This is a genomic window from Streptomyces sp. NPDC005752 (assembly GCF_040630715.1).
Taxonomy (GTDB): Bacteria; Actinomycetota; Actinomycetes; order Streptomycetales; family Streptomycetaceae; genus Streptomyces.
Window position 1 is genome coordinate 37,785 of sequence record NZ_JBEXYB010000037.1, and the last position, 26,858, is coordinate 64,642.

Genomic DNA, 26,858 nt, shown 5'->3' on the forward strand with positions numbered 1-26,858 from the left:
GGTGAGCTATGTCTTTTTGCACCCACCCTACGAGCTGACCGTATTTGGACTCTGAGGCGAACCGGAGGACGCAACACCTCATGAAAGCCCCTCCTGATGAGACAGAATCACCGTACAACTTTCAACCTCATTCTCAGCGCGAACTTCACTCCGTCCAGCTCCTGCTGGCGTTAGCGCGCACCGAAACAGAAAGAAAACAGGTTCTCCACGCGGCAGGAATGACGGTCGATGATTTCCATGGGTTCCCCGGCACCGATACAGCAGTAGCCGATCCCGAACACAAGTGACCCTGCACGGCAAAACTTCCGGAGTCGGTAGGCACGCAAGGATGCCACGCCACATAGCAGCAGTTCAGAGGCATTGTCGAGTATTGCTCGCCTCTTCCATGTGTATCCCGTCAAATCGTCCACCGCAGGAGTGGTGAAAGCAGTGTCAGAATTCTCTTCACCGGTCATTCGCGCCGTCCTCGAACAGTCCTCTCGCGTTCTGCAGACCTATGAAGTCGATCCCGGTCTCATTCCCGAGCACGCCAACGGCGAACGTCGCATCACCCAGGGTGGATACGGCGACCGCCAGCTCTTCGAACTCGTGCAGAATGCGGCTGACGAGATAGCAGATGACCCGGGCGGTACCGTTCATGTGATTCTGACCGATACTCACCTGTACTGCGCGAACGAGGGTTCCCCGGTCACTCCCGAGGGCGCCGAGACCATTCTCCGTATGAGCACGTCGCGCAAGCGCGGCGGTCAGATCGGTCGTTTCGGAGTGGGGGTGAAGTCCGTCCTGGTGGTCACCGACGCCCCTCAATTCTTCAGCCACACCGGCTCATTCGGTTTCGACCGCGAATGGTCGCTGCGGAAGATCCGATCAGTCCCCGGCGTGCGGGAGCGACTGGGCGAGCAGTTCGAGGCCCCGGTGCTGCGCATGGCGCGCCCCCTCGACTCCGCAGCCGAACGTGCAGAGGACTCCGTCCTCGACGAGTTGCTCGGCTGGGCCACCACCGTCGTCCGGCTACCGCTGCTCCCAGGAGCCGGCGGCAAGTTGGCACTGGACATGCACGGCGGACGGACGGCCGCAGGAGCAGCTCGTGAGGAGTTTCCGCTGGGGTTCCAGCTTCTGTCCCCTCACGTGGCAAAAGTCGTCCTCGAAGACCGTCGGCCTCGGCCCGCCGTCAGCCGCGTGCTCACCGCCGAGCGGTCCGAGAACCTGCACTCGGTGATGGAGGAGAGGACAGGAAGACGGGCGGTCAGCACCGGGTGGCGGGTGTTCTCCGCCTCACACGAGCCAGGTCCAGCCGCCCGGGCCGACGCCGGTGAACTGCATGACCGTCTCACCCTGGACCTGGCCTGGGCTGTACCCGCGCTGGAGAAAGACTCGAAGACGGGACTCCACGTCAGTTCGCAGGCGCGCGGGCGGGGCCGCTTCTGGTCCTTCTTCCCCACCAAGTACGAGATGTCCCTGAGTGGCATCCTCAACGGGGCGTGGAAAACCAATGAGGACCGACAGAACCTGCTCGACTCCTCCGCGTTCAACGAAGAGATGATCAGAGTCTCCGCGACGTTGGTGATCGACTCCCTGCCTGGACTGGCTCCCGCCGAGGACCCTGCCGCATACCTCCCGCTGCTGCCCGGCCGTGTCAAGGAAGCCATCAGCTGGGCCGACGAGTTCCTGACCAGGGAGATCTGGCAACGGGCAGCCCGCCGTCCCTCGCTGCCGGACCAGGACGGCGTGTTGCGCGTCCCGACCGAGCTGCGCGTCCCGCCGCGGCTCGACAAGGACCGGCACGCGAACTGGACACGGATGTGGCACAAGACGCCCGGCCGTCCGTCGAATTGGCTGCACCCGAAGGCCGAGGTCGACACGCTGCGCTCCGGCAAGGTCGAACACATTCTCAACGCGGCCGGTCACGAGCGATCCGACGTGCGCTCCTGGTTGGAGGCGCTGGTCGAGTGCGGTACCACTGAGGCATCCGCGACTGCCATCCGCATCCTCGCCGACATGGTCAAGGCCGGGTCGTCCTACGTCGAGGAGGCCCGCAAGGCGAGGATCGTGCTCACCGAGGATCACGGCCTCGTCCCTCCTGTCCCCGGTCGGGTGTTCCGCCGGGCCGACGAGGACGGGCTGCGCGAGTCCCTGGTATACGTGGTCGCCGAGATCTCACGGGACCCTGAACTCGCCTCCGCGCTCAACCTCCTCGGCGTCCGCGAGGCCGATGTCGAGGGCCGGTTCATCAGCGTGCTCGACCAGGGATTCGCGCGCTACGGAAATGCCGAATGGGAGCGCTTCTGGGACCTGTTCCGCCAGGCCGGTGGACGACGGCTGACCCACACGGTGCTCAAGCATGTACCGAACGCCCGCGAGACCCTTCGTGTGCGGACGGCGGACGGTAGGTTCCGCCCGGTGCGCGACTGCATGCTGCCCGGTGCGGTGGTCGACGGGGAACGCGATCCGAGCATCGCCGTCGACGCGGGGTATCACTCCGACGACCTCGTCTTCTTTCGAGAGATCGGCCTGCGTGAGCGTCCGTCGAGCTCGGTGCGTCCGGAGGGCGAGGACTGGTTCGAGGAGTACCGGGAAGCGGTCCACGCGTCCTATCTGCGAAGCCTGGATCAGCGGGCTCCCCGTCCTGCCCTCAACCGCATGAAAGTGGAGGGCTCCGCGATCGGTGGCCCGCTACATCTCTTCCGATCACTCTCGGAGGAGTCCCGTGCTGCCTTCCTGAAGGCGCTGCCGGACGACGCCATTCTGGACAACTGGACGCGTCAGATCGGTGCGCAGTCGAACACTCGGCAGGCCGTGATGTCTCCGATCCGCTGGATGCTCAGGAAGTACGGGACCGTCTCCACCTCCCAGGGCATCAAGCCGCTGGGCGAAGCGGTGGGGCCCCAGCTCGCCGCATACCGCGACGTGCTGCCGGTCGCCGACATCTCCCCCGAGAAGGCTCGTAAGCTGCACCTTCCCACCACGGTCGACGACGTCCCCGCCGAGCGCTGGGAGAGTCTCCTCTCCGAGGTGACGCGAAGCGAGGACGACCTCTTCGTCGGTAACACCTATGTGATGCTCACCCGATTCGGTGCGGACTTCCCCGAGGGAGTCCTGACCCGCTGCAGGGTCGGTGACTCCTGGGACACCCGCCCCGACGAGGAGATCACTGTCGCGGTCGGACCTACCGAGTACCGGGCACTGCGAGCGGAACAGCTCCCCGCCCTACTCGTGACGTCTCCCCAGGACGCCGAGTTGATGATCGAGAAGTGGGGCATGAAGCGCTATGCCGACGCCATCACCCGGGAGACCCGCGAGGTTCCGGATGGGGACCCGGTCCCGCTCGTGGAGCTGTATCCGGCCCTGCGTCAGCGCCTGAACAGTGGCAACCGGAACAGCCTGGTGCAACGGTGCAAGGAACTCGAAGAGGTGACACGGACATCGAACGCCGCCAGGACCCGCCCGTTGGACGCGGTGCACCAAGGCACCACGGTCAAAGTTCGCGTCCCTCTGGAACCCGAGCAGATGCTCCGCCTGATCGACCGCGAGTTGAGACTCGGACTGGGCGCGACGGGCTGCCGGCTGGTGCTGGAGACCCAGGAACGGATGGCGCGGGACAGCAAGACCAAGGCGGCGCTGAAAACCGTGCATGACGCGGACGACGTGGTCACCAAGATCGAGCTGCTGATCGGTCCGGAGGCACTGCGGTCCGGTCTCCCGGAAGGGTTGATGGAAGCTGAGCTGGTGGCGACCCGCGGTACGGAGCCCTCAGGGCACCGGGTGGCGCAGATGGCTTTCAACGCGCGGGGCGACAGGGTGCTCCACCACCACGCCCGGGACATCCAGGCCAGATTCCCCAACGCGCCGCTGGGCTATACGGGTTCATCCGCTGCTGTGACCTTTGTGTCAGGTCTCGGACTACCCATGGCATTCGCCGGATCCCGGACTCCGTCACCGCCCGCTTCCGAGACGGTCGACGGCCCGCGGGACTTCCCTCGGCTTCATAGCTACCAGGAGGACCTGGTCCGCAACATCACCACGTTGCTCGACCGGCTGGCTCCGCAGCGCGCCATGCTGTCTCTGCCCACCGGCGCCGGCAAGACGCGCGTCACCGCGGAGGCCGCGATCCGCTGGGTGAAGCGGGTGGGTGATCTACAGGGACCTCTGCTTTGGATCGCGCAGACCGAGGAACTGTGCGAACAAGCCATCCAGAGCTGGAAGTTCGTATGGGCCAAGGTAGGCGCTGAACGTCCGCTCGCCCTCAGTCGGCTGTGGGGCGCCAATGAGGTCGGGAACGTCGAAGAGCACCCGCATCTGGTCGTCGCCACGGACGCCAAACTGGAACGGTGCCTGGACACCGACCAGTACCGGTGGCTGCGGGAAGCAGCACTGGTGATCGTGGACGAAGCCCACACCGCGATCTCTCCTCGATACACCGGCATCCTGGGAAAGCTGGGGCTCACCCAGTACGAGACCCGGCGGCATCTGCTCGGTCTGACCGCAACCCCGTTCCGCAACACCAATGAGGAGGAGACCCGTCGCCTGGTCAACCGATTCGGCGGCAGGCGCCTCGACGAAGGGGTCTTCCCCTCCGGCGATCCTTACGGGGACCTTCAGAAGTGGGAAATGCTCGCACAGGTGGAACACCGCGTCCTGAAGGGCGGAAGCATCGCACTGACACGGGACGAGAGGGAACAGGCCGAGCGTATGGCCACGCTCTCACGTTCCGCCGAGCAGCGGCTCGCTGAGGACCACGCGCGAAGTCGTCGCATCGTCGACGAGGTCGCAGGCCTTCCGAAGGACTGGCCCACGCTGCTCTTCGCCACCTCTGTTGATCACGCCAACTACCTGGCGGCCCTGTTCAACGACCGAGGGATCACCGCCGCTGCCGTCGACTCGACAACCAGCGCCCAGGACCGACGCCGCCGCATCGAGGACTTCCGCGAGGGGAGGATCCGTGTCCTGACCAATTACGGCGTCCTGACACAGGGTTTCGACGCGCCCGCCACTCGTGTCGTGGTCGTGGCGCGCCCGGTCTACAGCACCAATGTCTACCAGCAGATGATCGGTCGTGGCCTGCGCGGACCGAAGAACGGTGGCAAGCCCACCTGCTTGATCCTCAACGTGAGCGACAACATCGACAACTTCGACAACAAACTCGCCTTCGTCCAGTTCGAGCACCTCTGGAGCCACAAGTGACCGACGTCTACCAGGACAGTCCTTCGCTCACCGATGAGCAGCGGGCCGTGGTGGAGCAACCTTGGAGTACGCGGCTCCTGGTCACCGCCGGAGCAGGGGCGGGGAAGACTCACACACTGGTGCGGAGGCTCGACCGGTTGTGCGATCACGACCACCAGGAGGAGGCGTTGGATGCCTCGGAGATCCTCGTGCTCACCTTCTCCAGGGCCGCCGCACGCGAGCTGCGCGAGCGGATCGCCCGACACGGTGAGCGGGCCCGCCGGGTCCGGGCCCAGACCTTCGACGCGTGGGCGTACGGAGTGCTCCGTCAGGCGTACCCGGACGGCGAATGGGCCGGCTTCGACGAGCGGATCAAGGCCGCGACCGAGGCGATAGAGAAGGGGGCGTTGGAGATCGGTGACGCCGACCCGCCCGCCCATGTCGTGATCGACGAAGTGCAGGACTTGTTGGGCCCACGCCGTGAGCTCGTGGAGGCTCTGCTCGACCGTTACCAGGACAGCTGCGGCTTCACCGTCGTCGGGGACGCCGCTCAGTCCGTCTACGGCTTCCAGATCGCGGACCCTCGCGAACGCGTCGACGAGATGAACCGGTTCTTCGACTGGCTGCGCTGCTCGTACCCCGACGACCTGGTCCAGCTGCGGCTGACCGAGAACTTCCGCGCCACCACGCCGGAGGCTCGGGTCGCCCTTGCATACGGACCGCGCCTCCAGCAGCTCACCGACCCGGACGAAGCAGGCACGCTCTACGAGGAGCTGCGCGAGCTGCTCCTCGACCCGGTGAACGCCATGGGCAGCCTCGACAACGAGTTCACCCTGGCCGGCCTGCGGGACTCCACCGATACCTGCGCCATCCTCACCCGTGACAACCGAGAGGCCCTCATGGTCTCCGAGTTGCTGCATGCCCACGACGTCGAGCACCGGTTGCGGCGTCCACTCGAGGAACGGCCGGTGCCCCACTGGGTCGCCGAGTTGCTACGACGCACGGAAGTGGCTGTCCTCACCGAGGACAGGTTCCGCTCGCTGCTCGCGGAGATCCCCCTCCCGTACGAACCGAACACCGCGGCCTTGTGGACCACTTTGCGTCGGGTCGCTCGCGGCCCCGGACGGAACGTGATCGACCTGAGCCGGCTGCGTCGTGCGGTCGCCGACGGGCGGTTCCCCGACGAGGCGGCCGACCCGGAGACCGCTCGGATCGTCGTCTCCACCGTGCACCGGGCCAAGGGCCTGGAGTTCGACAGGGTGATCATGCTGACTCCGCCGACCGTCGCGGAACTGCACAAGCGCCACAAGGACGAGCTGGACCTTCCCGCCGAGGCTCGCGCACTCTACGTGGCGATGACGCGCACCCGCCACGACCTGTACTACATGGCGCCACCCCAGCTGCCGCAGTTCAGGCGGGCGGGCAAGCGGGGTGCGGGCCGACGCTACATCGGTGGCTGGCGCTCCTACGCCCGATTCGGCGTCATCGCCGAGGCGGGTGATGTGTGCCGGGACGACCCGCCCTCCAAGTTCGGGGACGCCGCCGCCACCCAGACCTATCTGTTGGAACGGGTCGGCCCCGGGCAACCGGTGGTGCTGCGCAGGGACCACGACATGCCGATGGGTGAGGCGCAGAGCCCGCCGTACACCCTGCTGCACCACGGACGGGAGATCGGTGAGGCCTCACGGCAGTTCCGGGAGGCGTTGTACCAGGTGCAGAAGGTGAGCAGGACGTGGGACCCCTGGTGGCCCGACGAGATACACGGCACGCGAATCGACACTCTGGAGAGCGTGACGGGCAGCACCGCTGCGGGATCCAACGCCGGACTGGGCGACCGAGGTGTCTGGATCATCCCCAGGATTACCGGCATCGGAAGGTTCCACCGGGCCGACAACGACAAGGAGCTCGAAGCATGATGCACGTGGCAGGCCGACACTCCGAGCACTACCGGGTGCGGGACGAGGAAATCCTGATGGGTCTCCGCCGTGAGCTCCTCGGCCCAGCCGAGAACGCCACACCGGAGGACAGGGCCGAGGTGCTCACCCAGGACGCGCCGATCGACCGTTACCTGACCGGGGTGCTGTACCCGCGGGCTTCGGACAAGGCCGCGGAGGAGCGGCAGAAGGAGGAGGCCGCCGAGCAGGACGGCCTGGATGCCGCCCCGCTGCTGACCCGCGACGACGCCGAGGAGTCCGTCACCGAGCAGGATCTCGGCAGGGCCGGGGACCGCCGGCCGTCCTCGATGGGTCTGACCTTCGCGGTGGACCCGACCATAAGCGACACGATCGTGGTCTCGACACGCGCCGCCGTGTACCAGCCCACCGACGCGGACGGTAATCCGGTCGAGCCACGTCGCGCCGAGGCTCGCACCACCTCGGACCAGCATGAACACTGGCGTCGCGTGGACCTCGAACTTCCTGACCACTCGGTCGATGTCACCACGCCCGACAGCGACAAGCGGGAGACCCTGCACCGAGGGGTCGACCTGCGCGTCAACGTCCGACGCCTCGACCCAGCCACCGGCAAGGTCACGATCACGGTGACCTTGGTCAACGAGCACAGGATCGGCAAATGGGATCTCCAGGACGCCTTCTCCCTGTTCCAGTGCGGTCTAAAGGTGAGGGCCGCCGACGGCTCCACAGTATTCGTCGAGCGTTCAGCCTCGTCGGCCGCCCACGATCCGGAGATCGCCACAAGCCGGCTGCTGCACCGCCACGCGCCGACCTTCGCCGTTGGCCACGGCTGCTCCGCGGAGTGGGACTGGACCCCGTCGCCGATCGGCGTGACCGACGCGGGAGAGGCAGCCGTCACCGAGATCCGCAGCGAGTTCGTGCCGTCCGTGGAGGTGCTGCTCACCGACTCCAACCCGGAGATCGACAGTTCGGCCCTGTCCATGCTGGGACTGGCGGAGAAGTCCGACGCCGACATCCTGGCCGCGCTGAAAGAACTCGCCGCAGGGTACGAGCGGTGGATCATGCGCAAGGCGAGCGAGGCGGAGGTATTGACGGGTAGCAACCACGAGCAGGCTGCACAGGCTCAGGTGAAAGCCTGCGGTGAAGCACTCGGACGGATCCGCGAGGGGATCGAGCTGTTGCGGACCAAGCCCGATCTGATGAAGGCGTTTCGGCTGGCCAACCGCGCCATGGCGGAGCAGCGTGCCCGCAGTGCCTGGGTCAAGAACGGACGCGTCGGCGCCCCCGACCTGGCGGCCGGCTGTTGGCGCCCTTTCCAGATCGCGTTCGTGCTGCTCTGCCTGGCCGGCATCGACGACCGCGAGCACAATGACCGCGAGGTCGCCGACCTGCTGTGGTTCCCTACCGGCGGTGGCAAGACGGAGGCCTACCTCGGTCTGATCGCCCTCACGTCGTTCCTGCGTCGCATCCGTAAGGGCGAGGACGGCGGTGGTGTCACCGTCCTCATGCGCTACACACTGCGACTGCTCACCCTTCAGCAGTTCGAGCGCGCAGCGATCCTGCTCTGTGCCATGGAGCGGCTGCGGTTGCGCACATCCGAGCTGGGCGAAGAGGAGTTCTCCGTCGGCATGTGGGTGGGACGTTCGGCCACTCCGAACAAACTCGCCGTGGCAGACGAGAAGCTCACCGAACTTCGCAAGTCTTTGGGTAAGCGTCTCGCCAAGGAGAATCCCGTCCAGCTGCACGCCTGCCCCTGGTGCGGGACTCGTCTCGACGCGCGGAACTACGAGGTCGACGAGGACGCCAAGCGGATGTACGTCCGCTGCCCCGGCGCGGACTGTGACTTCGCTGATGGCCTGCCCGTCCACCTGATCGACGATGCGGTGTACGACGCACGGCCGACGTTGGTGATCGCCACAGTCGACAAGTTCGCCTCGATGCCGTGGCGTCCGGAGACCGCCGCCCTCTTCAATCTCGACGACCCGAGTGACCGCACCCCACCCCCGGAACTGATCGTCCAGGACGAGCTCCACCTGATCTCCGGACCGCTCGGCACACTCACCGGCCTCTACGAGACCGCCGTGGACGCTCTCGCCGACCGCCCCAAGGTGATCGCCTCCACGGCGACCATTCGTCGCGCCGCCGACCAGGGTCGGCATCTCTTCGACCGCGTGGTACGGCAGTTCCCACCCGCCGGCCTGGACGCCCGCGACTCCTGGTTCGCCGTGGAGACGCCCCGCGAGGAGAAGGCGAGCCGTCGGTACGTCGGTCTCCTGGCCCCTGGTACCAGTCAGTCCACTCTGTTGATCCGCACGTACGCCACGCTGTTGCACCGGGCGAAGCACGCGGACACCAAGGACGAGGTGCGCGACGCGTACTGGAGCCTCGTCGGATACTTCAACAGTCTCCGATTGCTCTCCGCGGCTGAACTCCAGGTGCACGACGACGTGGTGGCCTATCTGGAGCTGCTCGCCGATCGTGAGCAGACACCGCTCCGCTCGGTCACCAACTACTCGGAACTGACGAGTCGGGTCGACGCCAGCGAGATCCCGACCCGACTCAAGGGCATCGAGAAGAAGTTGCCCGACGAGGACACCGTGGACGTCCTGCTGGCCACCAACATGATCGCGGTGGGGGTGGACGTGGATCGTCTCGGGCTCATGGCCGTGATGGGACAGCCGCAGACCACGGCCGAGTACATCCAGGCGACCAGTCGTGTCGGTCGGGCACACCCTGGTCTGGTCACCGTCATGCTCAATGCCACCCGCGCTCGCGACCGTTCACACTACGAGGGTTTCCAGCATTTCCACTCGGCTCTCTACCGAGAGGTCGAGTCCACCTCCGTCACCCCTTTCTCCGCACGCGCTCGCGAGCGGGGTCTGCACGCCGTGATCGTCGCCCTCGCACGCATCTTGATCCCGGCCGCACGACCGAACGACAGCGCCGCCCAGGTAGAGCGGTACGAGGACGTTCTCCGGGGTGAGGTCAAGGACATCCTCATGCGCCGCGTCCGCGCGGTCACCCGGGAGGAGGCCGACGCAGTGTCCCGAGCTTTCGACGAGTTCGTCGGCTGGTGGTGCCAGGAGGCCGACTATCACACCGGCCTGCTCTTCGAACCTCGACGGGGCAAGAGTGCCCCCTCGCTCCTGAAGTCTTACGACGACGAGTCCGAGGACGTCGAGGCGTGGTCCACGCTGTGGAGCCTGCGCGACGTCGACGCCGAGTCTGCCCTGTTCCTGGAGGGAACCCGATGACCCCGCCCCCCGCCCGTCGGCGCCCTACTACCGCGAAGGGCGGAACGCCCGCCCACAACCTGCCCCGGCGAGGTACGGTTCGCCGCGCTCAGGCCATCACCACCTACGGTGTCGGATCGCTCATCGCCGTCGACCACGAGTCCTTCATAGTCTCGGGCCTCGACGGCGCGGAGAACGGTTGGAAAACCGACGAGGCCCCGCGAATTCACGAACGGCGTCTGGCCCGCCTGCTGGACGTCGGCTATTTCCGACTGCCGCCGGCGTCCGACGACGACAGCAAGGACGGTATGCGGGTCCGACGCTTCCCCTTGATGCACTCCTGTCCCGAGTGCACCGAACTCCAACGCCATCGTGACTTCAACCCGCCTGAGGGACGGAGCGTTTGCAGTACGTGCGAGGTCGACCTCGTCCCCTCCCGTTTCGTCGTCGCGTGCGAAACCGGACACCTCGGCGAGTTTCCGTACTGGCAGTGGGTCCACCGCTCGACCGAGCGGGGGATGACGGCCGTCGGACAATGCGGCGGGAAACTCCGGCTGCGCTCGTCCGGGCGTACGGCCTCGCTCCGCTCGATCATCATCTCGTGCACCTGCGGGAAGGCGACCGAGGTCTCGATGGAGGGCTCCTTCCGCAGGAACGCGCTGAAGGATCTCGGCCTCACGTGTCGAGGAACCCGGCCGTGGCTCGGGGCGTCCGCCCCCGCCGAGGACTGCGGTCGCCCCCTGCGCACGCTTCAGCGCGGTTCCTCCGCCGTGTGGCAGCCAGTGCTGAAGTCGGCGCTCTCCATCCCACCGTGGAGCGACGGCCGTGCCGATCCGCTCGCTGAGCACTGGGAAAAACTTCGGAAGCACAAGAGTCGCGCGGCCGTCGAGGGCTACCTCGATGCGATCTTCGACGAGAAGTGGCCCCTCTCCCTGGACGAGGTCATGACTCTGCTCGACGCGGAACGTGAGGAGGATCCCGACCAGGAAACACCCTCCACCTTCGACCGCCGTTACAGCGCCCTTCGCAACAAGGAGTACGAACGCCTTCGCTCGGGGAACGACGAGAGCGCACACTCCCACGACGAACAGTTCATCTGCGAGACCCCGTCAGGTGATCACAGCGTGCTCGCCCCGCTCGGGGTCACAGGCCCGATGCTGGTCAAAAAGCTCCGCGAGGTGCGTGCCCTGAAAGCATTCACCAGACTCGCCGATCCCGATTCCGCGATCGAATCGAAAGAGATGCCTCTTTTCGAGTCTTCCGTGCGATGGCTCCCGGCCATGGAAGTGCGCGGCGAAGGAGTCTTCCTGCGACTGGACGAAGACCGAATCGGCGCCTGGGAGAAGGCCCCGGCAGTGGCCGCCCGGGTGGAGTGGATGCGCACCGCGCACCAAAGGATGCTCGATCAGCGGGCCGGCGAGGGGAGCCAAGCAGTTCCTTCCCCTGTCACTCCACGCATGGTGCTGCTGCACACTCTCGCACACGTCCTCATCGACGAATGGAGTCTGGAGGCGGGCTACCCGGCCGCGTCCTTGCGTGAGCGTCTGTATGCCGCCGACAACATGGCCGGGGTACTGATCTATACAGCGACAAGTGATTCGGCGGGCAGCCTCGGTGGTGTCGTAGCACAGGGAGAACCGGCACTCCTGGAACGCACGGTGCGCTCGGCCATCCGTCGCGCGGAGTGGTGTTCCTCCGATCCGCTCTGCATGGAGACGGGGGTGTCCGGCACCGGCGGGGCCAACCTCGCTGCCTGCCATGCATGCGTGATGCTTCCCGAAACGAGTTGCGAGCACAACAACTCTCTCCTGGACCGCGCACTTCTGATCGGGACGCCGGAAGATCCTTCCGTCGGATTCTTCGGTGAGGCACTGGGGCACTGACAGCACGACGTGAGGGGTGGTCGGCATTCGTTCGATGAGCCGCCGGCCACCCGAGCCGCGACTTCGGGGGCAGGACACGATGCCCTCGCCTCACAGTGCATCGATGCTCGGTCCAGCAGGTCGTCCGAGTCGCAGCAGCGAGCCACGAGGGCGACGCGGCCGGTCAGCCGCAGGCTGCCTGGGCCCGCGAGTGCGCAGCGAGCCCCGTGAAGGCCGACCATGCGCGAGGTGAGATCGTCAGCGCCTGTCGCTGTGTGTCCTTCGAGTCCCGGACCAATACAGCCTCGGCGCAAACAGCGATCTCGACGCAGTTGTCACCACCACCGCCGCTGTAACTGCTCTTGAACCAGGTCAGTTCCACGGTGCTCATCGCTCTCCTCGCATCTGTTCCAGCAGGCTCATCGTGTCCTGATGGCTCAGGGCTTGTGAACGCATCTTGCCATAGCGCTGAAGCATGTGACTTGCCGCTTTGGCATCGCTGATGAGCATGCTGGTGCCGTGCCCCTCGACGTAGCCGGCCCAGCGATGATCAGCGGTTTCCGCGAGGTACATCTCCCCCTCGAATCCCGCGTGGTCCTCCTGGACGAGGGGCATCACCTGGATTTCCACGTTGCGGTACCGCCCCACGAGGAGCAGGTGGTCAAGAAGGGCCGTCATGACCGCGGCGCCGCCCAAACGCCGCTCCAGCAGCGCTTGTTCGATGATGAAGCTGAACGAGGTGTTCGGACGGTCGATGAGCAGTTGCTGTCGAGCCAGCCGCGCAGCCACCTGCCGTTCGGACTGCTCCTCGGTGAGTGGCGGCAGGTGCCGTTCAAAGAGAGCGTGGATGTACGGCTCGGGCTGCAGCAGGCCAGGAATGACCCGGCACTCGTAGGCATACAGCGAGGTCGCGTCCTCCTCGGCAGCCGCCCACTGCAGGAACCACGACGCCAGCCCGACCTTCCGTGTCAGGCTCTTGGCCGCCGCCGCCAACACCCGCGCCGCCGCTGGCCCCAGCACCTCCTCCGAGCGGTCCAGCAGGTCCCTCGGCGGGAATCGTTTGCCCTGTTCGATCTTGGCGATGTAAGCCGCCGAGTACTGCACCCGAGGTGCGAACTGCTCCTGTGTCAGGTGGACCTCGTCGCGCAGCGCCTTGAGCACGGCCCCGAACGTCTTGAGGCTGTCCGACGACTCCGGCTCGCCGCAGTGTCCCCCGCCGCCCACACCGACATTGCCCGAAGCCATTCATGGCCGCCTCTCCTGTGCCGGGTCCGCCCGCGCGCCCCGTTCCACGTCGCGCGCAGCGAACCGTCCGTCGCGCGCCCGACCAGACGAATGGTTACGCATGGTGAGCAGCCCAGTCCAGTTCGGTCACCCGTACAAGCCGTTCTGTATGGCCTGCGTGTCTGCCGCCGGGCTGCGCCCCCCTCCAGGCTGGACCCCATGCCAGCCCCTCACAGCCGCCCCGTCGTCGGCGTCCAGATGTTCAACCAGCGCTTCTCCGCCACCCGCCGCGGAGCCCGCCTCGCGCGCCTGCTCGCCTCGCTTCAGCTCGTCGAGTGGGGCCATCCGCACGGCACGGACGACCACGACAGGGCAACGATCGTCGTGGCCGAGCTCACCGCCAATGCGGCGTTGCACGGATGTGTGCCTGGACGGGACTTCGCCCTGCTGCTGACGTACGAAACCCACCGGAGCGTGGTCCGTATCGAGGTGTCCGACACCCATCCCGCGGAGCCCGCCCTCGTCACGCCCGCCCCAGACGTGGAGCACGGCCGCGGGCTGGTCATCGTCGATGCCCTCGCCACCCGCTGGGGCGTCAGCGGGCGCATCGGACCTGGCAAGACCGTCTGGGCGGAGTGTGTGCTGTCGACGGAGCCGTCACCGGGCCTCTCGTGCCTGTAGGCAGACGGCCGGCCGCATGCCGCGCCCTCATGGGGCCTCTGCCCGTAGGCTCCCCCTTCCATGAAGGCACCGAAGAAAACGAAGGAATCGAAGCCCCCGAAGGTGCTCGTCTCCGTGGACATGGAGGGCGTCTCGGGGATCGTCCACACCTCCGAGGTCAATCCCGACCGCTACGACTACGAACGCGGCCGGGCGTTGATGACCGCTGAGGCCAATGCCGTCGTCGCCGGTGTCCTGGATGCCGAGCCCGCGGCCGACGTCCTGGTCGCCGACGCGCACGGGCCGTTCCGCAATCTGCTGTCGGAGCAGATGGACCGGAGGGCGCGGCTGGTGCGGGGGAAGCCGAGGCCGCTGGGCATGGTCGCCGGGCTCGACGGTGACATCGACGCCGTTCTGTTGATCGGCTATCACGCACGTGCCGGTGCGGGGCCGGGCGTGATCGCGCACACCATGAGCGGTGAGGTGCTCGATGTGCGGGTGGATGGGCGTTCCCTCGGGGAGATCGGCCTCAACGGTGCCCTGGCCGGGCACTTCGGCGTGCCCGTCGTGATGCTCAGCGGTGACGACGTCGCCTGTGCCGAGTTCGAGGAGCTGGTTCACTCCGCGGTCGGCGTCGCCGTCAAGGAGGCCATCGCGGGGTCTGCCGCTGTCACCCTGCACCCGGAGGAGGCCCGGGAACGGCTCCGCGCCGCCGCGGCCGAGGCCGTCGGGCGTCGCGCTCACATCCCGCCACTGGTTCTCGACGGGCCTCTCACTGTCGAAGTGGACATGCTCAGCCCCTTCTCCGTCGACCTGGCGCTGCTCGTGCCGGGCGTCTCGCGCGCCGAGGGCGGTCGGACGGTCGTGTTCGCCGCCGCCGACTTCGCCGAGGCGCACCGCCTGGTGCTCCTGCTCGTCCAGCTCGCCTCGATCAAGCCCGGCTAGCACGGGTTCCCGCAACGTGAGAGCAACCGGGCAGGAAGCCTGCCGGGCCGGCCCGGGTGGCCCCGGCCCGGCCCGGCCCTGTCGCGGTGTGCGTTGCCCGCCCGCCGGGTGCCCGCCGGATGCCCGGCGGGCGGTGGGGGCGTCGTCCGGGGCTCCTGGTAGAACCGGCCTATGACATACAGGTTCACGGCCCGTGCGGTGGCGGCCGAGGTCGACGTCGATGGCGAAATGCAGGCGGGCCTGGCGGAGTACGAGGACGAGGAAGGGTTCTTCCTGCTGTTCACGCGCCCTGTCGGTGAGCCCTCCCCGCAGGACGTCGCGCTCGGGCTCGACACCTTTGCGTGATGACCCCGGACCAGTGCACGGCCTATGGCTGCGTCCGGGAGGTGGCTCTGGCCGGCAGCCTGCTCACGGTCACGCTGGATCCCGGTTGTCTGGACGAACTGGAGCTGGACGAGGCGGAGATCGAGGTGCGGCTCGACCTGTCGGCCGAGGTCATCGGTGACCTGTGCGACGTGCTGACGAAGGTACTGACCTACGGGCGTCCGGATGCCCGGCCCAGGCTCACCGGCCTGCCGGTTCACCCCTCGCGTTGAGCCGCCGGCTCCCTTGTCCACCCGCCTCGGCGACCGAGGGAGAGCGCGCCGTTCCGCATCTCCCCGGCACCCGGACGCCCCGTCACAGCCACCCCCGCTCCCGCGCCATACGTGCCGCCACATGCCGGTTCTCCGCGCCCAGCTTCATCGCGGCGGACGAGAGGTAGTTGCGGACCGTTCCGCTGGACAGCAGGGCGCGGGCCGCGATGTCCGCGACCGGGGCGCCGTCCTCGGCGTACGAGAGGAGTTCCGCCTCCCGGGGTGTCAGGGGTGATTCGCCGGCGGCGATGGCGTCGGCAGCGAGTTCCTGGTCGACGTAGCGGCCGCCGGTGTGCACCGTGCGGATGATCTGCGCCAGTTCGTGTGCCGACACCGTCTTGGGCACGAAGCCGCGCACCCCCACGCTCAGGGCGCGTTTCAGGGCTCCTGCCCGGGCGTGGCTGGTGACGATCATCGAGGCGCAGCCGGGTACGGATTCGCGCAGTCGCGTGGCGACCGCGATGCCGTCGAGGCCGGGCATCTGGAGGTCGAGCACGGCGACGTCGGGGCGGTGCGCGACGGCCATGGCCAGTGCTTCGTCTCCGGTTCCGGCCTGCGCGACGACGGTGATGTCGTCCTCCAGGGTGAGGAGCGAGGCGAGCGCGCCGCGGATGAGGTGCTCGTCGTCCGCGAGCAGGACCGTGATCATGCGTCTTCTTCCCAGGGGATGCGTGCGGTGAGGCGGAAGATGCCGCCGGGCTGTTGTTCGGTGGTCAGCGTGCCACCCGGGCCTGTCAGGCGTTCCCGCAGCCCCGACAGGCCCGTGCCGCCGCCGGACGGGGTGTCCGGCGCGCCGTCGTTCTCCATCACCAGCAGGGCCGTGGTCGGGCCCGCGGTACGCAGTGCCATCGTGCAGCGGGTCGCGGCCTGGGCGTGGCGCAGGACGTTCGTCGTGCCCTCCCGCACCACCCAGCCGAGGGCGGACTGCACGTCGGGGGGCAGGCGGTCCGCAGGGCCGTACTCGATGCGGCAGTCGATGCCCGCGGCCTCCAGGACGGAGCGCGCTCCGACGAGTTCGGTGTGGAGGTCGGCGGTGCGGTAGCCGCGTACCACCGACCGGATCTCGCGCTGGGACTCCCGCGCGATGCGCTGCACTTCCACCATGTGCTCCTCCGCCTCGGGCAGTCCGCGCCGCGCCAGTTGTGCGGCGAGTTCGCTCTTGAGCGCCACGACGGCGAGGTTGCGGCCCAGTACGTCGTGCAGGTCGCGGCCGAAGCGCAGGCGCTCCTCGGCGACCGCCAGGCGGGACTGCGTCTCGCGTGCGGCGGCCAGTTGCTCGATCAGTCGGACGCTCCAGCCGGACGCCCTGGACGCGGCGGCCATGAACGGCACCATGAAGACGCTGGCGCTGACGGCGAGAACCAGGGACGGGCCGGGCAGCCCCGCAGCGCCTGCCCCCACCAGGCCGGCGACGGCGACGACCGCCACCAGGGCCGCTCCCCGGCGGGGCGACAGGGCGAGGGCGGGCGGTCCGGCCCAGAACATCAGCAGCCACACCATGTAGGACGTCAGGTCGCCGTCGTCGATGCGTCCGGACGACAGCAGTACGCATCCCGCAGCGGCCATGATCACGGTCAGGGACGTGTACCCCGCGACGAGCAGAGTGGGCCGTGGGCCGGCGGTCAGGTAGTGGCGCAGGGCGGAGCGCCACAGCATGAACTGGACGACGGCGTGCACCGCGCCCAGCACGCCCACGGTCGCCAGTACGGGGGCGTCGCCGTCCGACTGGAACATCCAGATCGTCCAGAGGCCCACCTCGGTGAGGGCGAGAAATCCGACGCTGCCCACCGCGTACCGGCGGTACCGCTCGGGGCCGTCACGGCCGCCGAGCCGTTCCACCAAGTCCTCCACGCTCACGCTCATGATCTCCGACTTCCCCGTCCGGCGGCCGTCGCACCACGTGGGCGGGGTCAGCCGCGCGGACCCCAGCGGAACCACCGCCGGATGCCGAGGGCGGCCAGTCCCGTCCAGGCCAGGGCGAGGAGCAGTGCGCGGCTCTGGTCCGCGGCGCCGAGATCGCCCGTCCAGCCGCCCCGCAGGAGGTCCATCACCGGTGAGAAGGGCAGCCAGGCACTGATGTCGCCCACCACGCCGGGCAGTACCTCGCGCGGTACGAACATCCCGGAGCCGGCCATGCTCAGCAGCCAGAACGGCAGGAACGTCAGCTGCGCGCTCTCCGCCGTCCGGGTGACCGCGGCGGTCAGCGCGCTCGCGGCCACGAGCATCGCGCCGCCGGTGAGGAGTCCGAGGACCATCAGGTGCGGGGCCGCCGGCGCGGGTGCGTCCAGGACGACCGTCAGGCCGATGACCAGCAGCGCGCACTGTACGTATGCCAGCAGCAGGGCGGGGAGTGCTCCGCCGGCGAAGATCTCCCAGTCGCGCACCTCGCCCGTGCGCAGCCGCTTGAGCACGAGGCTCTCGCGGCGGGTGACGTACACGCCGACGAGGTTCGTGTACACGGAGAAGATCAGCGCCAGGCCGAGCGAGCCGGGCAGGAGGACGGTGGCGATCGACAGGCCGGTGCCGTCCAGGTCCAGGCCGTTGACCAGGCCGCGCATCGAGAAGGTGGTGATGGCCGGTACGAGGAGCGCGGTGATCAGCGCCGCCCTGCTGCGCAGCAACAGGGTCAGTTCGGCGCGGCCGAGGGAGACCATGCGGGACACGGAACCGCGTCGCACGGGCGGGGCGGTGTCCACGGGGCGGGAGGGCGCGGTCGTCGTCATCGTGTCTCCTCGTGGTCCAGGCCCTTGGCGATCTCCATGAAGGCCTCTTCCAGTGATGCGGACCGGGCGTCGAGGCCGTGCAGCGTGACGCCGGTGCGGTGGGCCCAGGTGAGCAGTTCGGTGGCCGTGCGCTGGAGGTCCCTGGTCTCCAGGCAGACCGTCCCGCCCACGGTCTCGTGCCGGGTCACGCCCATGGCCGGAAGCGGGGGGAGCTCACCGAGGAGGTGGTCCTGGGGCAGCCGGAAGCTGATCCGGGCGGGCCGTTCGGCCACCACGTCGGCCACGCGCCCGGTGGTGGCGATCAGCCCCTGGTGCATGATCGCCAGCCGGTCGGCGAGCTGTTCGGCCTCCTCCAGGTAGTGCGTGGTGAGGAGCACGGTCGTGCCCTGGCGCTTCAGCTCGCGGATCAGTTCCCAGGTGTCCCGGCGGGACTGCGCGTCCAGGCCTGTCGTCGGCTCGTCGAGGAACAGCACCTCGGGGCGTCCGAGCAGGGCCAGCGAGAGGTCGAGGCGCCGGCGCTCGCCGCCGGAGAGCTGCTTGACCCGCACGGTGCGGCGGTCGGACAGGTTGGTCATGTCGAGCGCCTCGTCGGCGGGCCGGGCGCCGCTGGTGCAGCCCGCCCACATCCGTACGGTCTCCAGGACCGTCAGCTCCGGCGGGAAGCCGCCCTCCTGGAGCATCACGCCGATGCGGTGCCGCACCGCCGACCGGTCGCGGAACGGATCGTGGCCCAGCACCCGGACCGATCCGCCGGTGGGGGTGGCCTGGCCTTCGAGGAGTTCGAGGGTGGAGGTCTTTCCGGCGCCGTTCGTACCCAGCAGGGCGAACAGCTCTCCGCGAGCGACCGTGAAGTCGATGCCGCGTACGGCGTCGAAGTCGCGATAGCTCCTTTTCAGTCCGACGGTTTCGATGACGGGGTTCATGCACTCCACACTCCCGGCGAAACGGGGCCGGGGGCAGTGCGCTCTGTCATCGGGTGCGTATGACACCTGTAATGCGGGGCCATGACATACGGCACGGGAGGGGGTGGGCCAGGCCGGCCCCGGCACCGCACGGATCCTCGACGCCACCCGTCGCGGAACCTCAACGCCAAGCGTGGCGGATCGTCAACCGTCCGAACCCCATGGCCCCGGTGATCCGGATGGTCGGCCCAACGGGTCGGGAGGGCCGGCGGGGCCGGTAGCGGATGTCTTTCCATCCGGTGTGCAGATCCCCGACCTCGACGATCGCGTCGCGAGGCACCGTGATCCTCGCCCTGCCGGTGCCGAGCCGCAATTCGACGTCCACCACGGAATGCTCGATCACCGCCCGGGAAAGGTCGAGGTTCAGCTTTCCGAATGCGGACTCGATCTTGAGTACCCGGGGGACCTGCCATGCGCCGCGCCGCCGGATCCGTCCGGACGCGGCCGCGATCGTCGAGGTGGTGGGAGCCTTCGCCTCCGGAAGCGAGGCCAGAGGCACCGCGAGCTCACTGCTCGTCCTGGCAGTGAGCACCTGATGGAGGCCCTCGTCCAGCGTCGGGTGCGAGATGTGCCCCTCGGCGTACGCCTCCTGGAGGCGCCGCATGGCCGTGTCGCGGTCGCCCTCACTGATCAGCGACGGCGAGTCTTCCGGCGGAGGTCACTGTCGCATTTTAGCCCGGCACCGACCGGGCGAACACGCCAATCCCTGGGAAGGTCCAGCCAGTTGAGAGGGAGCGCGCCCCCTCACGACCTCAGCCTCCCGGCCCGGCGAACGGCCCGGCGAACTGTCCGGCGAAGCGCCTGCCCGACCGGCCCGGGCAGGGGCGGGGACCGACGTCCGCCGCACACGACAAATCCCCGGTCCCAAATTGCGGACCGGGGATTTCCTCACGTATATTGAGTGTTTCTGTGTGCCCACAGAAAAGGCCCCTCAAAGGGGGCCACTAGAAACACCATATCCGGCAGGGAGCGATTTTGTCAACTCGCGAAAACGTCGAATTGCAAAAGGAGCAGGAATTCATCGACCGGCTCTACGACCGTGTCGACGAGCTGCGCGGGGTCACCGCACAGCACGTCGAGGACGCGTTGACGCCGGTGGGGAACGGCCTGCAGGCCCGACACGAGCGTGATGTGCTCGTCGCCGAGCGTTCCGGTCTGCTGGCGGCCCTGAACGCGGTGGACGGCTCGCTGTGCTTCGGCCGTATCGATCTCCGTGACGGTGCCGCGCACCATATCGGCCGTATCGGAATTCGTGAGGACGACACCGAACACACGCCCCTTCTGATCGACTGGCGCGCGCCGGTCGCCCGGCCCTTCTATCTCGCCACCGGGCACACGCCGATGGGGCTGCGCCGGCGCAGACACCTCACCACCGAGGGCCGCACGGTGACCGAGCTGCACGACGAGATCCTCGACCTGGGGGACGACGAGCGCAGCGGCTTCGAGGACCCGAGCGGTGACGCCGTGCTGCTCGCCGCCCTGAGCTCCGCACGCACCGGCCGCATGGGCGACATCGTGCGGACCATCCAGGCGGAGCAGGACCGCATCATCCGCGCGCCGCACCGTGGCGTACTCGTCGTCGAGGGCGGCCCCGGTACGGGCAAGACCGCCGTCGCCCTGCACCGGGCGGCCTTCCTGCTGTACGAGCACCGTGAGCTGCTGGCCAAGCGCGCGGTCCTGGTCGTGGGCCCCAACCCCGCCTTCCTCCGCTACATCGGCGAGGTGCTGCCCGCCCTCGGCGAGACCGGCGTCATGCTCGCCACCCAGGCCGAGCTCTTCCCCGGTGTCCACGCGCGCGGCACCGACACCCCCCGTGCGGCGGCCGTCAAGGGCGGTGCGGAGATGGCCGAGGCGCTCGCCCTCGCCGTACACGACCGGCAGCAGCTGCCCGAGCCCGGCGCGCCGGTGATCATCGCGCACGACGACGGTGACCTCGTCCTGGACTGGGAGATCGCCTACGAGGCCCGGCAGGCGGCCCGTGAGACCCGTCTGCCGCACAACCTCGCCCGCCCGTACTTCACCTTCCACATCATCGACGCCCTCACCCGGCAGCTCACCGAGCGCATCGGTGCCGACCCGTACGGCGGCCCCAACTTCCTGGGCCCCGACGACGTCGCCCAGCTCGGCAAGGGCGTCGCGGCGAGCGAGCAGGTGCACGCCGCCGTCGGGGACCTGTGGCCGGTGCTCACCCCCGAGGAGTTCCTCACCGACTATCTGACGGAGCCGGTGTACCTGCCGGAGGAGGACGCCGGCGCCATCAGGCGTGCTCCCGGCAACGGGGAGTGGACCCCGGCCGACGTGCCGCTCCTCGACGAGGCGGCCGAGCTGCTGGGGTCCGACGACAGCGCCGAGCGGGCCGCCGCCGAGGCCGAGCGGCAGGAGCGGGTCGCCTATGCGCAGGGTGTGCTGGAGCTGTCCCGGGGCTCGGAGTCGTACGAGTTCGAGGACGAGGAGTCCGAGTTCCTGGCCGCCCACGACATCATCGACGCCGAGCGGATGGCGGAGCGCCAGGAGGAGGCCGATCACCGCAGCGCTGCCGAGCGTGCGGCCGCCGACCGGACGTGGGCGTTCGGGCACATCATCGTCGACGAGGCGCAGGAGCTGTCCCCGATGGCCTGGCGGCTGCTGATGCGCAGGTCGCCGACCCGTTCGCTGACCCTCGTCGGTGACCCGGCGCAGACGTCGGAGGAGGCGGGTGTCGGCTCGTGGGAGAAGATCCTGGAGCCGTACGTCGGCGACCGCTTCGACCATGTCCGGCTGGGCGTCAACTACCGCACGCCCGCCGAGATCATGGACCTGGCGGCGAAGGTCGTACGGGCCCAGGACCCGTCGTTCGAGCCGCCCGGGTCGGTCCGGTCCACCGGCGAGATCCCGTGGACGCGGGATGCCGGCGCCGATCTGGCGGGCGCCGTGTCACGGGCCGTCGAGGAGCTGACGCCCGAGGAGGGGCGCCTCGCGGTGATCGCGCCGCAAGAGCTGCACGAGGAGATCGCGGCTCCGCTCGACGGGATCACGCCGGGTGCCGAACCCGACCTCACCCGACCCGTGGTGCTGCTCGGCCCGCGTGAGGCCAAGGGGCTGGAGTTCGACCACGTCCTGGTCGTGGAACCCGGCCGCTTCGGAGCGAGTGACCTGTACGTGGCGCTGACCCGTGCCACGCAGCGCCTGGGCGTCGTGCACCGGGAGGAGCTCCCCGCGTCGCTGTGCTGAGCAGCCCGGGACCATGTCCGTCCCGCGCCTTCCGGTGCGGGACGGACGTGGTCGGCGGTCAGTCGCAGAGGTGGCCCCATGCCTGGTCGGGACGCCAGGTCTTCTCTCCGGAGGAAGCGCCCCTCCAGCTGAGAACCCGGTCCGTACAGCGGGCGCGGGACCCGGAGCTCAAGGCTCGGGACCCGGAGCTCGGGTCCCGGGATTCGAGCGTCGGAACGGGCCTGTTCACTCTTCCGGGGTCCGGAATCAAGGCTTCCGCCCGACGCTCGAGCCTCGGGATCCGGGCGTCGGGATCCGAGGGCCGGGATTCGAGCGATGTCTTCACCCGGTAGGGAAAGAAGGGGGTTTGGGAAAACCTCCCCGACCTCCCTGACCCGTCACGGCCAGCAAGTATGACTAATCGTGACCGACTTGCGGCGGAGCGTGGCGACTGCTTACGGTGCGAGAACCGAACGACCCCGACACGGTGTTGGTGCACCAGGCCGGGGTCTGACCGCAAGATCGAAGGAACCGATCCCGTGGCTACCCAGCACAGTAACTCCGCCCTGCGCGCCCCCGCATCCTCGCGCCCGTACCCGATGGCCAGGCCCGGTTACGGCAAGCGCTCCATGCCCGGACAACTCCCGCGCAGTGCAGACGACTTCTCCCTGCTCCCCGCCCGCGAGCGGTACATCGCCGGGTTCATCGACCAGCTCCCCGACGGCGCCTCGATGGACGTCAAGAGCCTCGCCAAGCAGCTGCCGCTGTACGGCCAGCAGGCCGTCGGCTCGGCCCTGAAGGCGCTCGCAACCGCCGGATACCTGCGGCGCGTACGGTGCCTCGTCGGTGAGCTGGGGCAGGTCCGCTGGGTCTCGCGGACGTTCTGGTCGCGTACGGCGCGCGACAACGAGTGGTGGGCCGCCACCGAGGGCGCCCCGGCTGCCGTCACCGAGGTCACCCCGGCGGCGGCCTCCGTGCAGCCCCCCGGCCGCACGGAGGTTCCTGCGCCGCACATGCCTCCGGAGCCCGCCGTACCCTCACCCGCAGCACCTCCGGCGCCCCCGGCAGCGACCACACCCGCCGCGCCCGCGCCCGTCGTGCCCGTGCAAGTCGCTCCTGTGCCCCTCGCGCCTGCCGCTCCCGTCGTGCCCCAGCAGCGGACTCCGGCTCCCGGTGCCGCCTCCCCCGCCTACCTCGCGTTGGCGCAGCTCGGCCGCGTCGACTCCCGGCTGCCCCTGTCCGCCGCCGACTGCGCGGTTCTGGAGGCCCTGGCTGCCGAATGGCTCGCGCGCGGCGTGGACACGGACTACCTCACCCAGGCCCTCACCGCCGGACTCCCCGCCCGGGTCGACTCCCCCGTCGGCTTCGTACGCCGCCGCCTCACCGACAAGATCCCACCGCACGTACCCACGGCCCCGACGCCGCCCGCACCGGGCGCGCCGGTGCGCCGCGTGATGCTGGAGTGCACCGGATGCGGCACCCCGGGTCGCCCGGAGGCCCTGCCCGACGGCCTGTGCCGACCGTGCCGGCAGCCTGCGGAGGGTGCCGCACCCGGGACGCCCCTCGGCCTGCCCGGCGAGCGGGATGTCCGTACGCTCGCCGCCGGCCTCAGGGACCTGCTCAAGTCCCCCTGATCAGGGAGACTTCACCGCCTCGCCGGGTCAGGCGTAGGAGTTCACGCTGACGGGGCGTGTCCCGGTGTACGGCGTCCACCCCTGGAGCGTGGCGGGCAGGCCCACGCGACTGTTGCAGTCGATCACCTGGAAGTGCAGGTGCGGTGCCGTGGAGTTGCCGGTGCTGCCCGAGTAGCCGACGACCCGGCCCTGCGGGACCCAGTCGCCAGGCTCGTAGAACGACTGGTTCAGGTGGGCGTAGTGGGTGCACTGCCCGTTCGAGTGCCTGATGATCACCTCGATGCCGTTCTCCCAGTACGGCGACCAGTTCGAGATGACGATGGTGCCCCCTTGCGCGGCGGACACCTCGTAGTTGGCCGGGAGCCCGAAGTCCCAGGCGTACTCGTTGTAGGGGCCGGTGTGCGAATACGTCCCCTCCGGCCCCTGGGTGACCGTGTAGGCCTCCCCCGCCGGGTACGGCAGCTCGTAGTAGTAGTCCACGGCAGCCGCCGGGGACGCCCCCGTGACCGTGATGCCCACCGCGGTCAACAACGCGCTCGCCCCTACCGCCACGCGGCGCAGGACCCTCTTCTTCCCGCCCATACGAGTCTCCGTTCGTGTGTCACGAGCACCGGACTCCGCATCCCGTCGGGGGCGGAGGAGTGCAAGGATCCGGCCCCGACCGCCGCCCCTACAAGGGCCGCAGGACCCGGCCGGGGCCCACCGCCGGCTCACCCCCTACCTCGGATTGGGTCCCCTACTGGGCCGGAGGACCCTTGACCCGGACACGGCGGGCCCCCTGGGGGCATGGCAGAACCGGCCGGCCCCGGTCGCCGACGGCTGACATCATGAGCGGATGGACACCCCTGCCCCGATCGACCTGGCCACGTGGCCACGCCGACAGCACTTCGAGCACTACCGGCGACTCGTTCCGTGCACGTACTCGATGACGGTGGAGGTCGACGTCACCGCGTTCACCGCGGAACTGGGTGGATCGCGGCGCAAGTCCTACATCGCGCAGGTCTGGGCACTCTCCACGATCGTCAACCGTCACGACGAGTTCAGGATGTGCCTCACCGCGTCGGGTGAGCCGGCCGTGTGGCCCGTCGTGCACCCGGCCTTCACGGTCTTCAACCCGGAACGCGAGACGTTCGCGTGCGTGTGGGCACCCTACGATCCCGACTTCGGCGCATTCCACGACGCCGCCGCCCCCCTGCTCGCGGAGCACGGCAGCGCCACCGACTTCTTCCCGCAGGGGGCACCGCCGGCCAACACGTTCGACGTGTCGAGCCTGCCGTGGGCGTCCTTCACCGGGTTCAACCTCAACATCGGCGACGGATGGGACCATCTCGCGCCCATCTTCACGCTCGGCCGGTACACCGAGCGGGACGGCCGGGTCCTGCTCCCTCTCGCGCTGCAGGTGAACCACGCCGCCGCAGACGGGTTCCACTCGGCGCGGCTCGTCAACGAGCTACAGGCCCTCGTCACGGATCCGACCTGGCTGGAGGAGAGCCCGAAGTCCTGAACTGAACTGCTCCCGCCCGGACTTCCTCGCCGGACTTCCTTCCGTCGGCGCCTGCCGCCCCGTGCGGCGCGCCCGGTCAGGACACCGCGCCCGAGGCCCTGTCAGCCGCCGTACGGGCGCGGCGCGGGTGGACTCGCGAAACGGGGCGTCCACGGCGTCGTGCGCCTACCGGCACTTCGGCCTGGTGCGGCCGCACGAGGCGGGGAGCCCGGTCATCCTCCGGGATGAGGATCCCGCCGCGCGGCTACGCGGACCGGGCCGACCCCACCGCATCGGGCACAGGATGTCGGGTCCGGCAGGGTGGGGCCTTCCTAACGTGAGGAAGCGAAAGGGAAGGGGTCCGGAATGCTGGAACGGCTCAACCAGGCCATGGAGCACATCGAGTCCCACCTCGACCAGCCGCTCGACGTGGCGGGCCTGGCCCGCGTCGCGATGACGTCGGAGTACCACTTCCGGCGCATGTTCTCCGCACTGGCGGGCCTCCCGCTGTCGGAGTACGTCCGGCGCAGGCGGCTGACCGTGGCGGGCGCCGAGGTGCTCGCCGGTGAACGGACGCTGCTCGACATCGCCACGCGCTACGGCTACGGATCGGGCGAGGCGTTCGCCCGCGCGTTCCGCGCCGTGCACGGCGTGGGTCCGGGTGAGGCCAGGCGCACAGGTGCGGCGCTGCACTCCCAGCAACGGATGTCCTTCCGCCTCGTCGTCGAAGGGACCAGCACCATGCGATACAGGATCGTGGACAAGGCCGACTTCCGGGTGGTCGGCAGGAAGGCCCGCGTACCGCTCGTCCATGAAGGGGCGAACCCTGCGATCGCCGACTTCATCCGGAGCATCGGCCCCGACGTGATGCGCAGCATCACCGCACTCGCCGACCAGGAGCCGGCCGGGATCGTCGGGGTCAGCGACCAGCTCGACCCGAGCCGCGCGGAGGGGACCGAACTCGACTACTACCACGGGGTGGTGACCGGCGCCGAGGTACCCGAGGACATGGACGCCCTGCACGTCCCGGCCGGCCGGTGGGCCGTCTTCGAGAACTCCGGCCCGTTCCCGCAGTCCCTCCAGTACCTGTGGCGGGACGTATTCACGCAGTGGTTCCCGTCGAACCCGTACGAAAGCAGGCCGGGGCCCGAGATCCTGAGCGTGCGGCTGTCCGAGGAGGGCACACAGGCGGACGCGGAGCTGTGGATCCCCGTGGAGCGGTCCATCGCCTGAGG

22 protein-coding genes are annotated in these 26,858 nt (G+C 68.8%); 13 read left to right on the top strand and 9 right to left on the bottom strand.

What is annotated here, in order from left to right:
* Nucleotides 1–80 precede the first annotated feature (80 nt).
* On the top strand, nucleotides 81–287 hold the full coding sequence (locus ABZ441_RS26965) for a hypothetical protein (protein ID WP_358978749.1): 207 nt from the start codon (nucleotides 81–83) through the stop codon (nucleotides 285–287).
* A 157-nt stretch (nucleotides 288–444) separates the two neighbouring features.
* On the opposite strand, the gene ABZ441_RS26970 is transcribed toward ABZ441_RS26965, so the two are convergent.
* Nucleotides 445–639, bottom strand: a complete 195-nt coding sequence (locus tag ABZ441_RS26970) for a hypothetical protein (protein ID WP_358978751.1) — start codon at nucleotides 637–639, stop codon at nucleotides 445–447.
* 81 nt (nucleotides 640–720) lie between these two features.
* Here ABZ441_RS26970 and ABZ441_RS26975 point away from each other — a divergent pair, with 81 nt between their 5' ends.
* From ABZ441_RS26975 to ABZ441_RS26990, 4 genes are read left to right on the top strand one after another with little or no spacing between them, the layout of a single operon-like run.
* Nucleotides 721–5,181 (top strand): DEAD/DEAH box helicase, encoded by a 4,461-nt coding sequence (locus ABZ441_RS26975; RefSeq protein WP_358978753.1) that lies wholly within the window; start codon nucleotides 721–723, stop codon nucleotides 5,179–5,181.
* Complete coding sequence (locus ABZ441_RS26980) at nucleotides 5,178–7,076, top strand: UvrD-helicase domain-containing protein (protein ID WP_358978755.1); 1,899 nt, start codon at nucleotides 5,178–5,180, stop codon at nucleotides 7,074–7,076. Before ABZ441_RS26975 ends, ABZ441_RS26980 begins: the two co-directional genes overlap by 4 nt.
* Nucleotides 7,073–10,327 carry a helicase-related protein gene (locus tag ABZ441_RS26985; protein ID WP_358978757.1) on the top strand — a complete coding sequence of 1,085 codons (3,255 nt, stop codon included), beginning with the start codon at nucleotides 7,073–7,075 and terminating at the stop codon, nucleotides 10,325–10,327. Before ABZ441_RS26980 ends, ABZ441_RS26985 begins: the two co-directional genes overlap by 4 nt.
* Nucleotides 10,324–12,189 carry a DUF1998 domain-containing protein gene (locus ABZ441_RS26990; protein WP_358978760.1) on the top strand — a complete coding sequence of 622 codons (1,866 nt, stop codon included), beginning with the start codon at nucleotides 10,324–10,326 and terminating at the stop codon, nucleotides 12,187–12,189. The genes ABZ441_RS26985 and ABZ441_RS26990 overlap by 4 nt, the downstream gene beginning before the upstream one ends.
* Nucleotides 12,190–12,352: 163 nt before the next feature.
* On the opposite strand, the gene ABZ441_RS26995 is transcribed toward ABZ441_RS26990, so the two are convergent.
* Both ABZ441_RS26995 and ABZ441_RS27000 read right to left on the bottom strand, forming a co-directional pair.
* The gene (locus tag ABZ441_RS26995; protein ID WP_358978762.1) at nucleotides 12,353–12,559 is read right to left on the bottom strand and encodes a DUF397 domain-containing protein; all 207 of its coding nucleotides are present in this window, start codon (nucleotides 12,557–12,559) and stop codon (nucleotides 12,353–12,355) included.
* Nucleotides 12,556–13,413, bottom strand: coding sequence for a helix-turn-helix transcriptional regulator (locus ABZ441_RS27000; RefSeq protein ID WP_358978764.1), 858 nt, complete (start codon nucleotides 13,411–13,413; stop codon nucleotides 12,556–12,558). The genes ABZ441_RS26995 and ABZ441_RS27000 overlap by 4 nt, the downstream gene beginning before the upstream one ends.
* Before the next feature lie 198 nt (nucleotides 13,414–13,611).
* Here ABZ441_RS27000 and ABZ441_RS27005 point away from each other — a divergent pair, with 198 nt between their 5' ends.
* The 4 genes from ABZ441_RS27005 to ABZ441_RS27020 all read left to right on the top strand — a co-directional run bounded on the left by ABZ441_RS27005 (nucleotide 13,612) and on the right by ABZ441_RS27020 (nucleotide 15,593).
* On the top strand, nucleotides 13,612–14,073 hold the full coding sequence (locus ABZ441_RS27005; RefSeq protein ID WP_358978766.1) for an ATP-binding protein: 462 nt from the start codon (nucleotides 13,612–13,614) through the stop codon (nucleotides 14,071–14,073).
* A 60-nt stretch (nucleotides 14,074–14,133) separates the two neighbouring features.
* A complete protein-coding gene (locus ABZ441_RS27010; protein ID WP_358978768.1) occupies nucleotides 14,134–14,997 on the top strand; it encodes a M55 family metallopeptidase in 864 nt (287 codons plus the stop codon).
* Nucleotides 14,998–15,168: 171 nt separating this feature from the next.
* Entirely contained in the window at nucleotides 15,169–15,342 is a 174-nt protein-coding gene (locus tag ABZ441_RS27015) for a hypothetical protein (RefSeq protein ID WP_358978770.1), read from the top strand.
* On the top strand, nucleotides 15,342–15,593 hold the full coding sequence (locus ABZ441_RS27020) for a hypothetical protein (RefSeq protein ID WP_358978772.1): 252 nt from the start codon (nucleotides 15,342–15,344) through the stop codon (nucleotides 15,591–15,593). The genes ABZ441_RS27015 and ABZ441_RS27020 overlap by 1 nt, the downstream gene beginning before the upstream one ends.
* A gap of 82 nt (nucleotides 15,594–15,675) precedes the next feature.
* Here ABZ441_RS27020 and ABZ441_RS27025 read toward each other — a convergent pair whose 3' ends face one another.
* The 5 genes from ABZ441_RS27025 to ABZ441_RS27045 all read right to left on the bottom strand — a co-directional run bounded on the left by ABZ441_RS27025 (nucleotide 15,676) and on the right by ABZ441_RS27045 (nucleotide 19,948).
* Entirely contained in the window at nucleotides 15,676–16,281 is a 606-nt protein-coding gene (locus ABZ441_RS27025; protein ID WP_358978774.1) for a response regulator transcription factor, read from the bottom strand.
* Nucleotides 16,278–17,495, bottom strand: coding sequence for a histidine kinase (locus ABZ441_RS27030; RefSeq protein ID WP_358978776.1), 1,218 nt, complete (start codon nucleotides 17,493–17,495; stop codon nucleotides 16,278–16,280). Before ABZ441_RS27030 ends, ABZ441_RS27025 begins: the two co-directional genes overlap by 4 nt.
* A gap of 47 nt (nucleotides 17,496–17,542) precedes the next feature.
* Complete coding sequence (locus tag ABZ441_RS27035) at nucleotides 17,543–18,355, bottom strand: ABC transporter permease (RefSeq protein WP_358978778.1); 813 nt, start codon at nucleotides 18,353–18,355, stop codon at nucleotides 17,543–17,545.
* Entirely contained in the window at nucleotides 18,352–19,278 is a 927-nt protein-coding gene (locus ABZ441_RS27040) for an ABC transporter ATP-binding protein (protein WP_358978781.1), read from the bottom strand. The genes ABZ441_RS27035 and ABZ441_RS27040 overlap by 4 nt, the downstream gene beginning before the upstream one ends.
* Before the next feature lie 160 nt (nucleotides 19,279–19,438).
* Nucleotides 19,439–19,948 carry a DUF1707 domain-containing protein gene (locus tag ABZ441_RS27045; protein ID WP_358978829.1) on the bottom strand — a complete coding sequence of 170 codons (510 nt, stop codon included), beginning with the start codon at nucleotides 19,946–19,948 and terminating at the stop codon, nucleotides 19,439–19,441.
* 368 nt (nucleotides 19,949–20,316) lie between these two features.
* Here ABZ441_RS27045 and ABZ441_RS27050 point away from each other — a divergent pair, with 368 nt between their 5' ends.
* Nucleotides 20,317–22,527: an AAA family ATPase gene (locus ABZ441_RS27050; RefSeq protein ID WP_358978783.1), complete on the top strand. Its 2,211-nt coding sequence runs from the start codon at nucleotides 20,317–20,319 to the stop codon at nucleotides 22,525–22,527.
* Nucleotides 22,528–23,045: 518 nt separating this feature from the next.
* Nucleotides 23,046–24,140, top strand: a complete 1,095-nt coding sequence (locus tag ABZ441_RS27055; RefSeq protein WP_358978785.1) for a MarR family transcriptional regulator — start codon at nucleotides 23,046–23,048, stop codon at nucleotides 24,138–24,140.
* A 27-nt stretch (nucleotides 24,141–24,167) separates the two neighbouring features.
* Here ABZ441_RS27055 and ABZ441_RS27060 read toward each other — a convergent pair whose 3' ends face one another.
* Entirely contained in the window at nucleotides 24,168–24,722 is a 555-nt protein-coding gene (locus ABZ441_RS27060; protein ID WP_358978787.1) for a M23 family metallopeptidase, read from the bottom strand.
* A gap of 253 nt (nucleotides 24,723–24,975) precedes the next feature.
* On the opposite strand from ABZ441_RS27060, the gene catA reads away from it, so the two are divergent.
* Nucleotides 24,976–25,644: a type A chloramphenicol O-acetyltransferase gene (gene catA, locus ABZ441_RS27065; protein WP_358978789.1), complete on the top strand. Its 669-nt coding sequence runs from the start codon at nucleotides 24,976–24,978 to the stop codon at nucleotides 25,642–25,644.
* 345 nt (nucleotides 25,645–25,989) lie between these two features.
* Nucleotides 25,990–26,856: an AraC family transcriptional regulator gene (locus tag ABZ441_RS27070; protein ID WP_358978791.1), complete on the top strand. Its 867-nt coding sequence runs from the start codon at nucleotides 25,990–25,992 to the stop codon at nucleotides 26,854–26,856.
* Nucleotides 26,857–26,858: the final 2 nt, after the last annotated feature.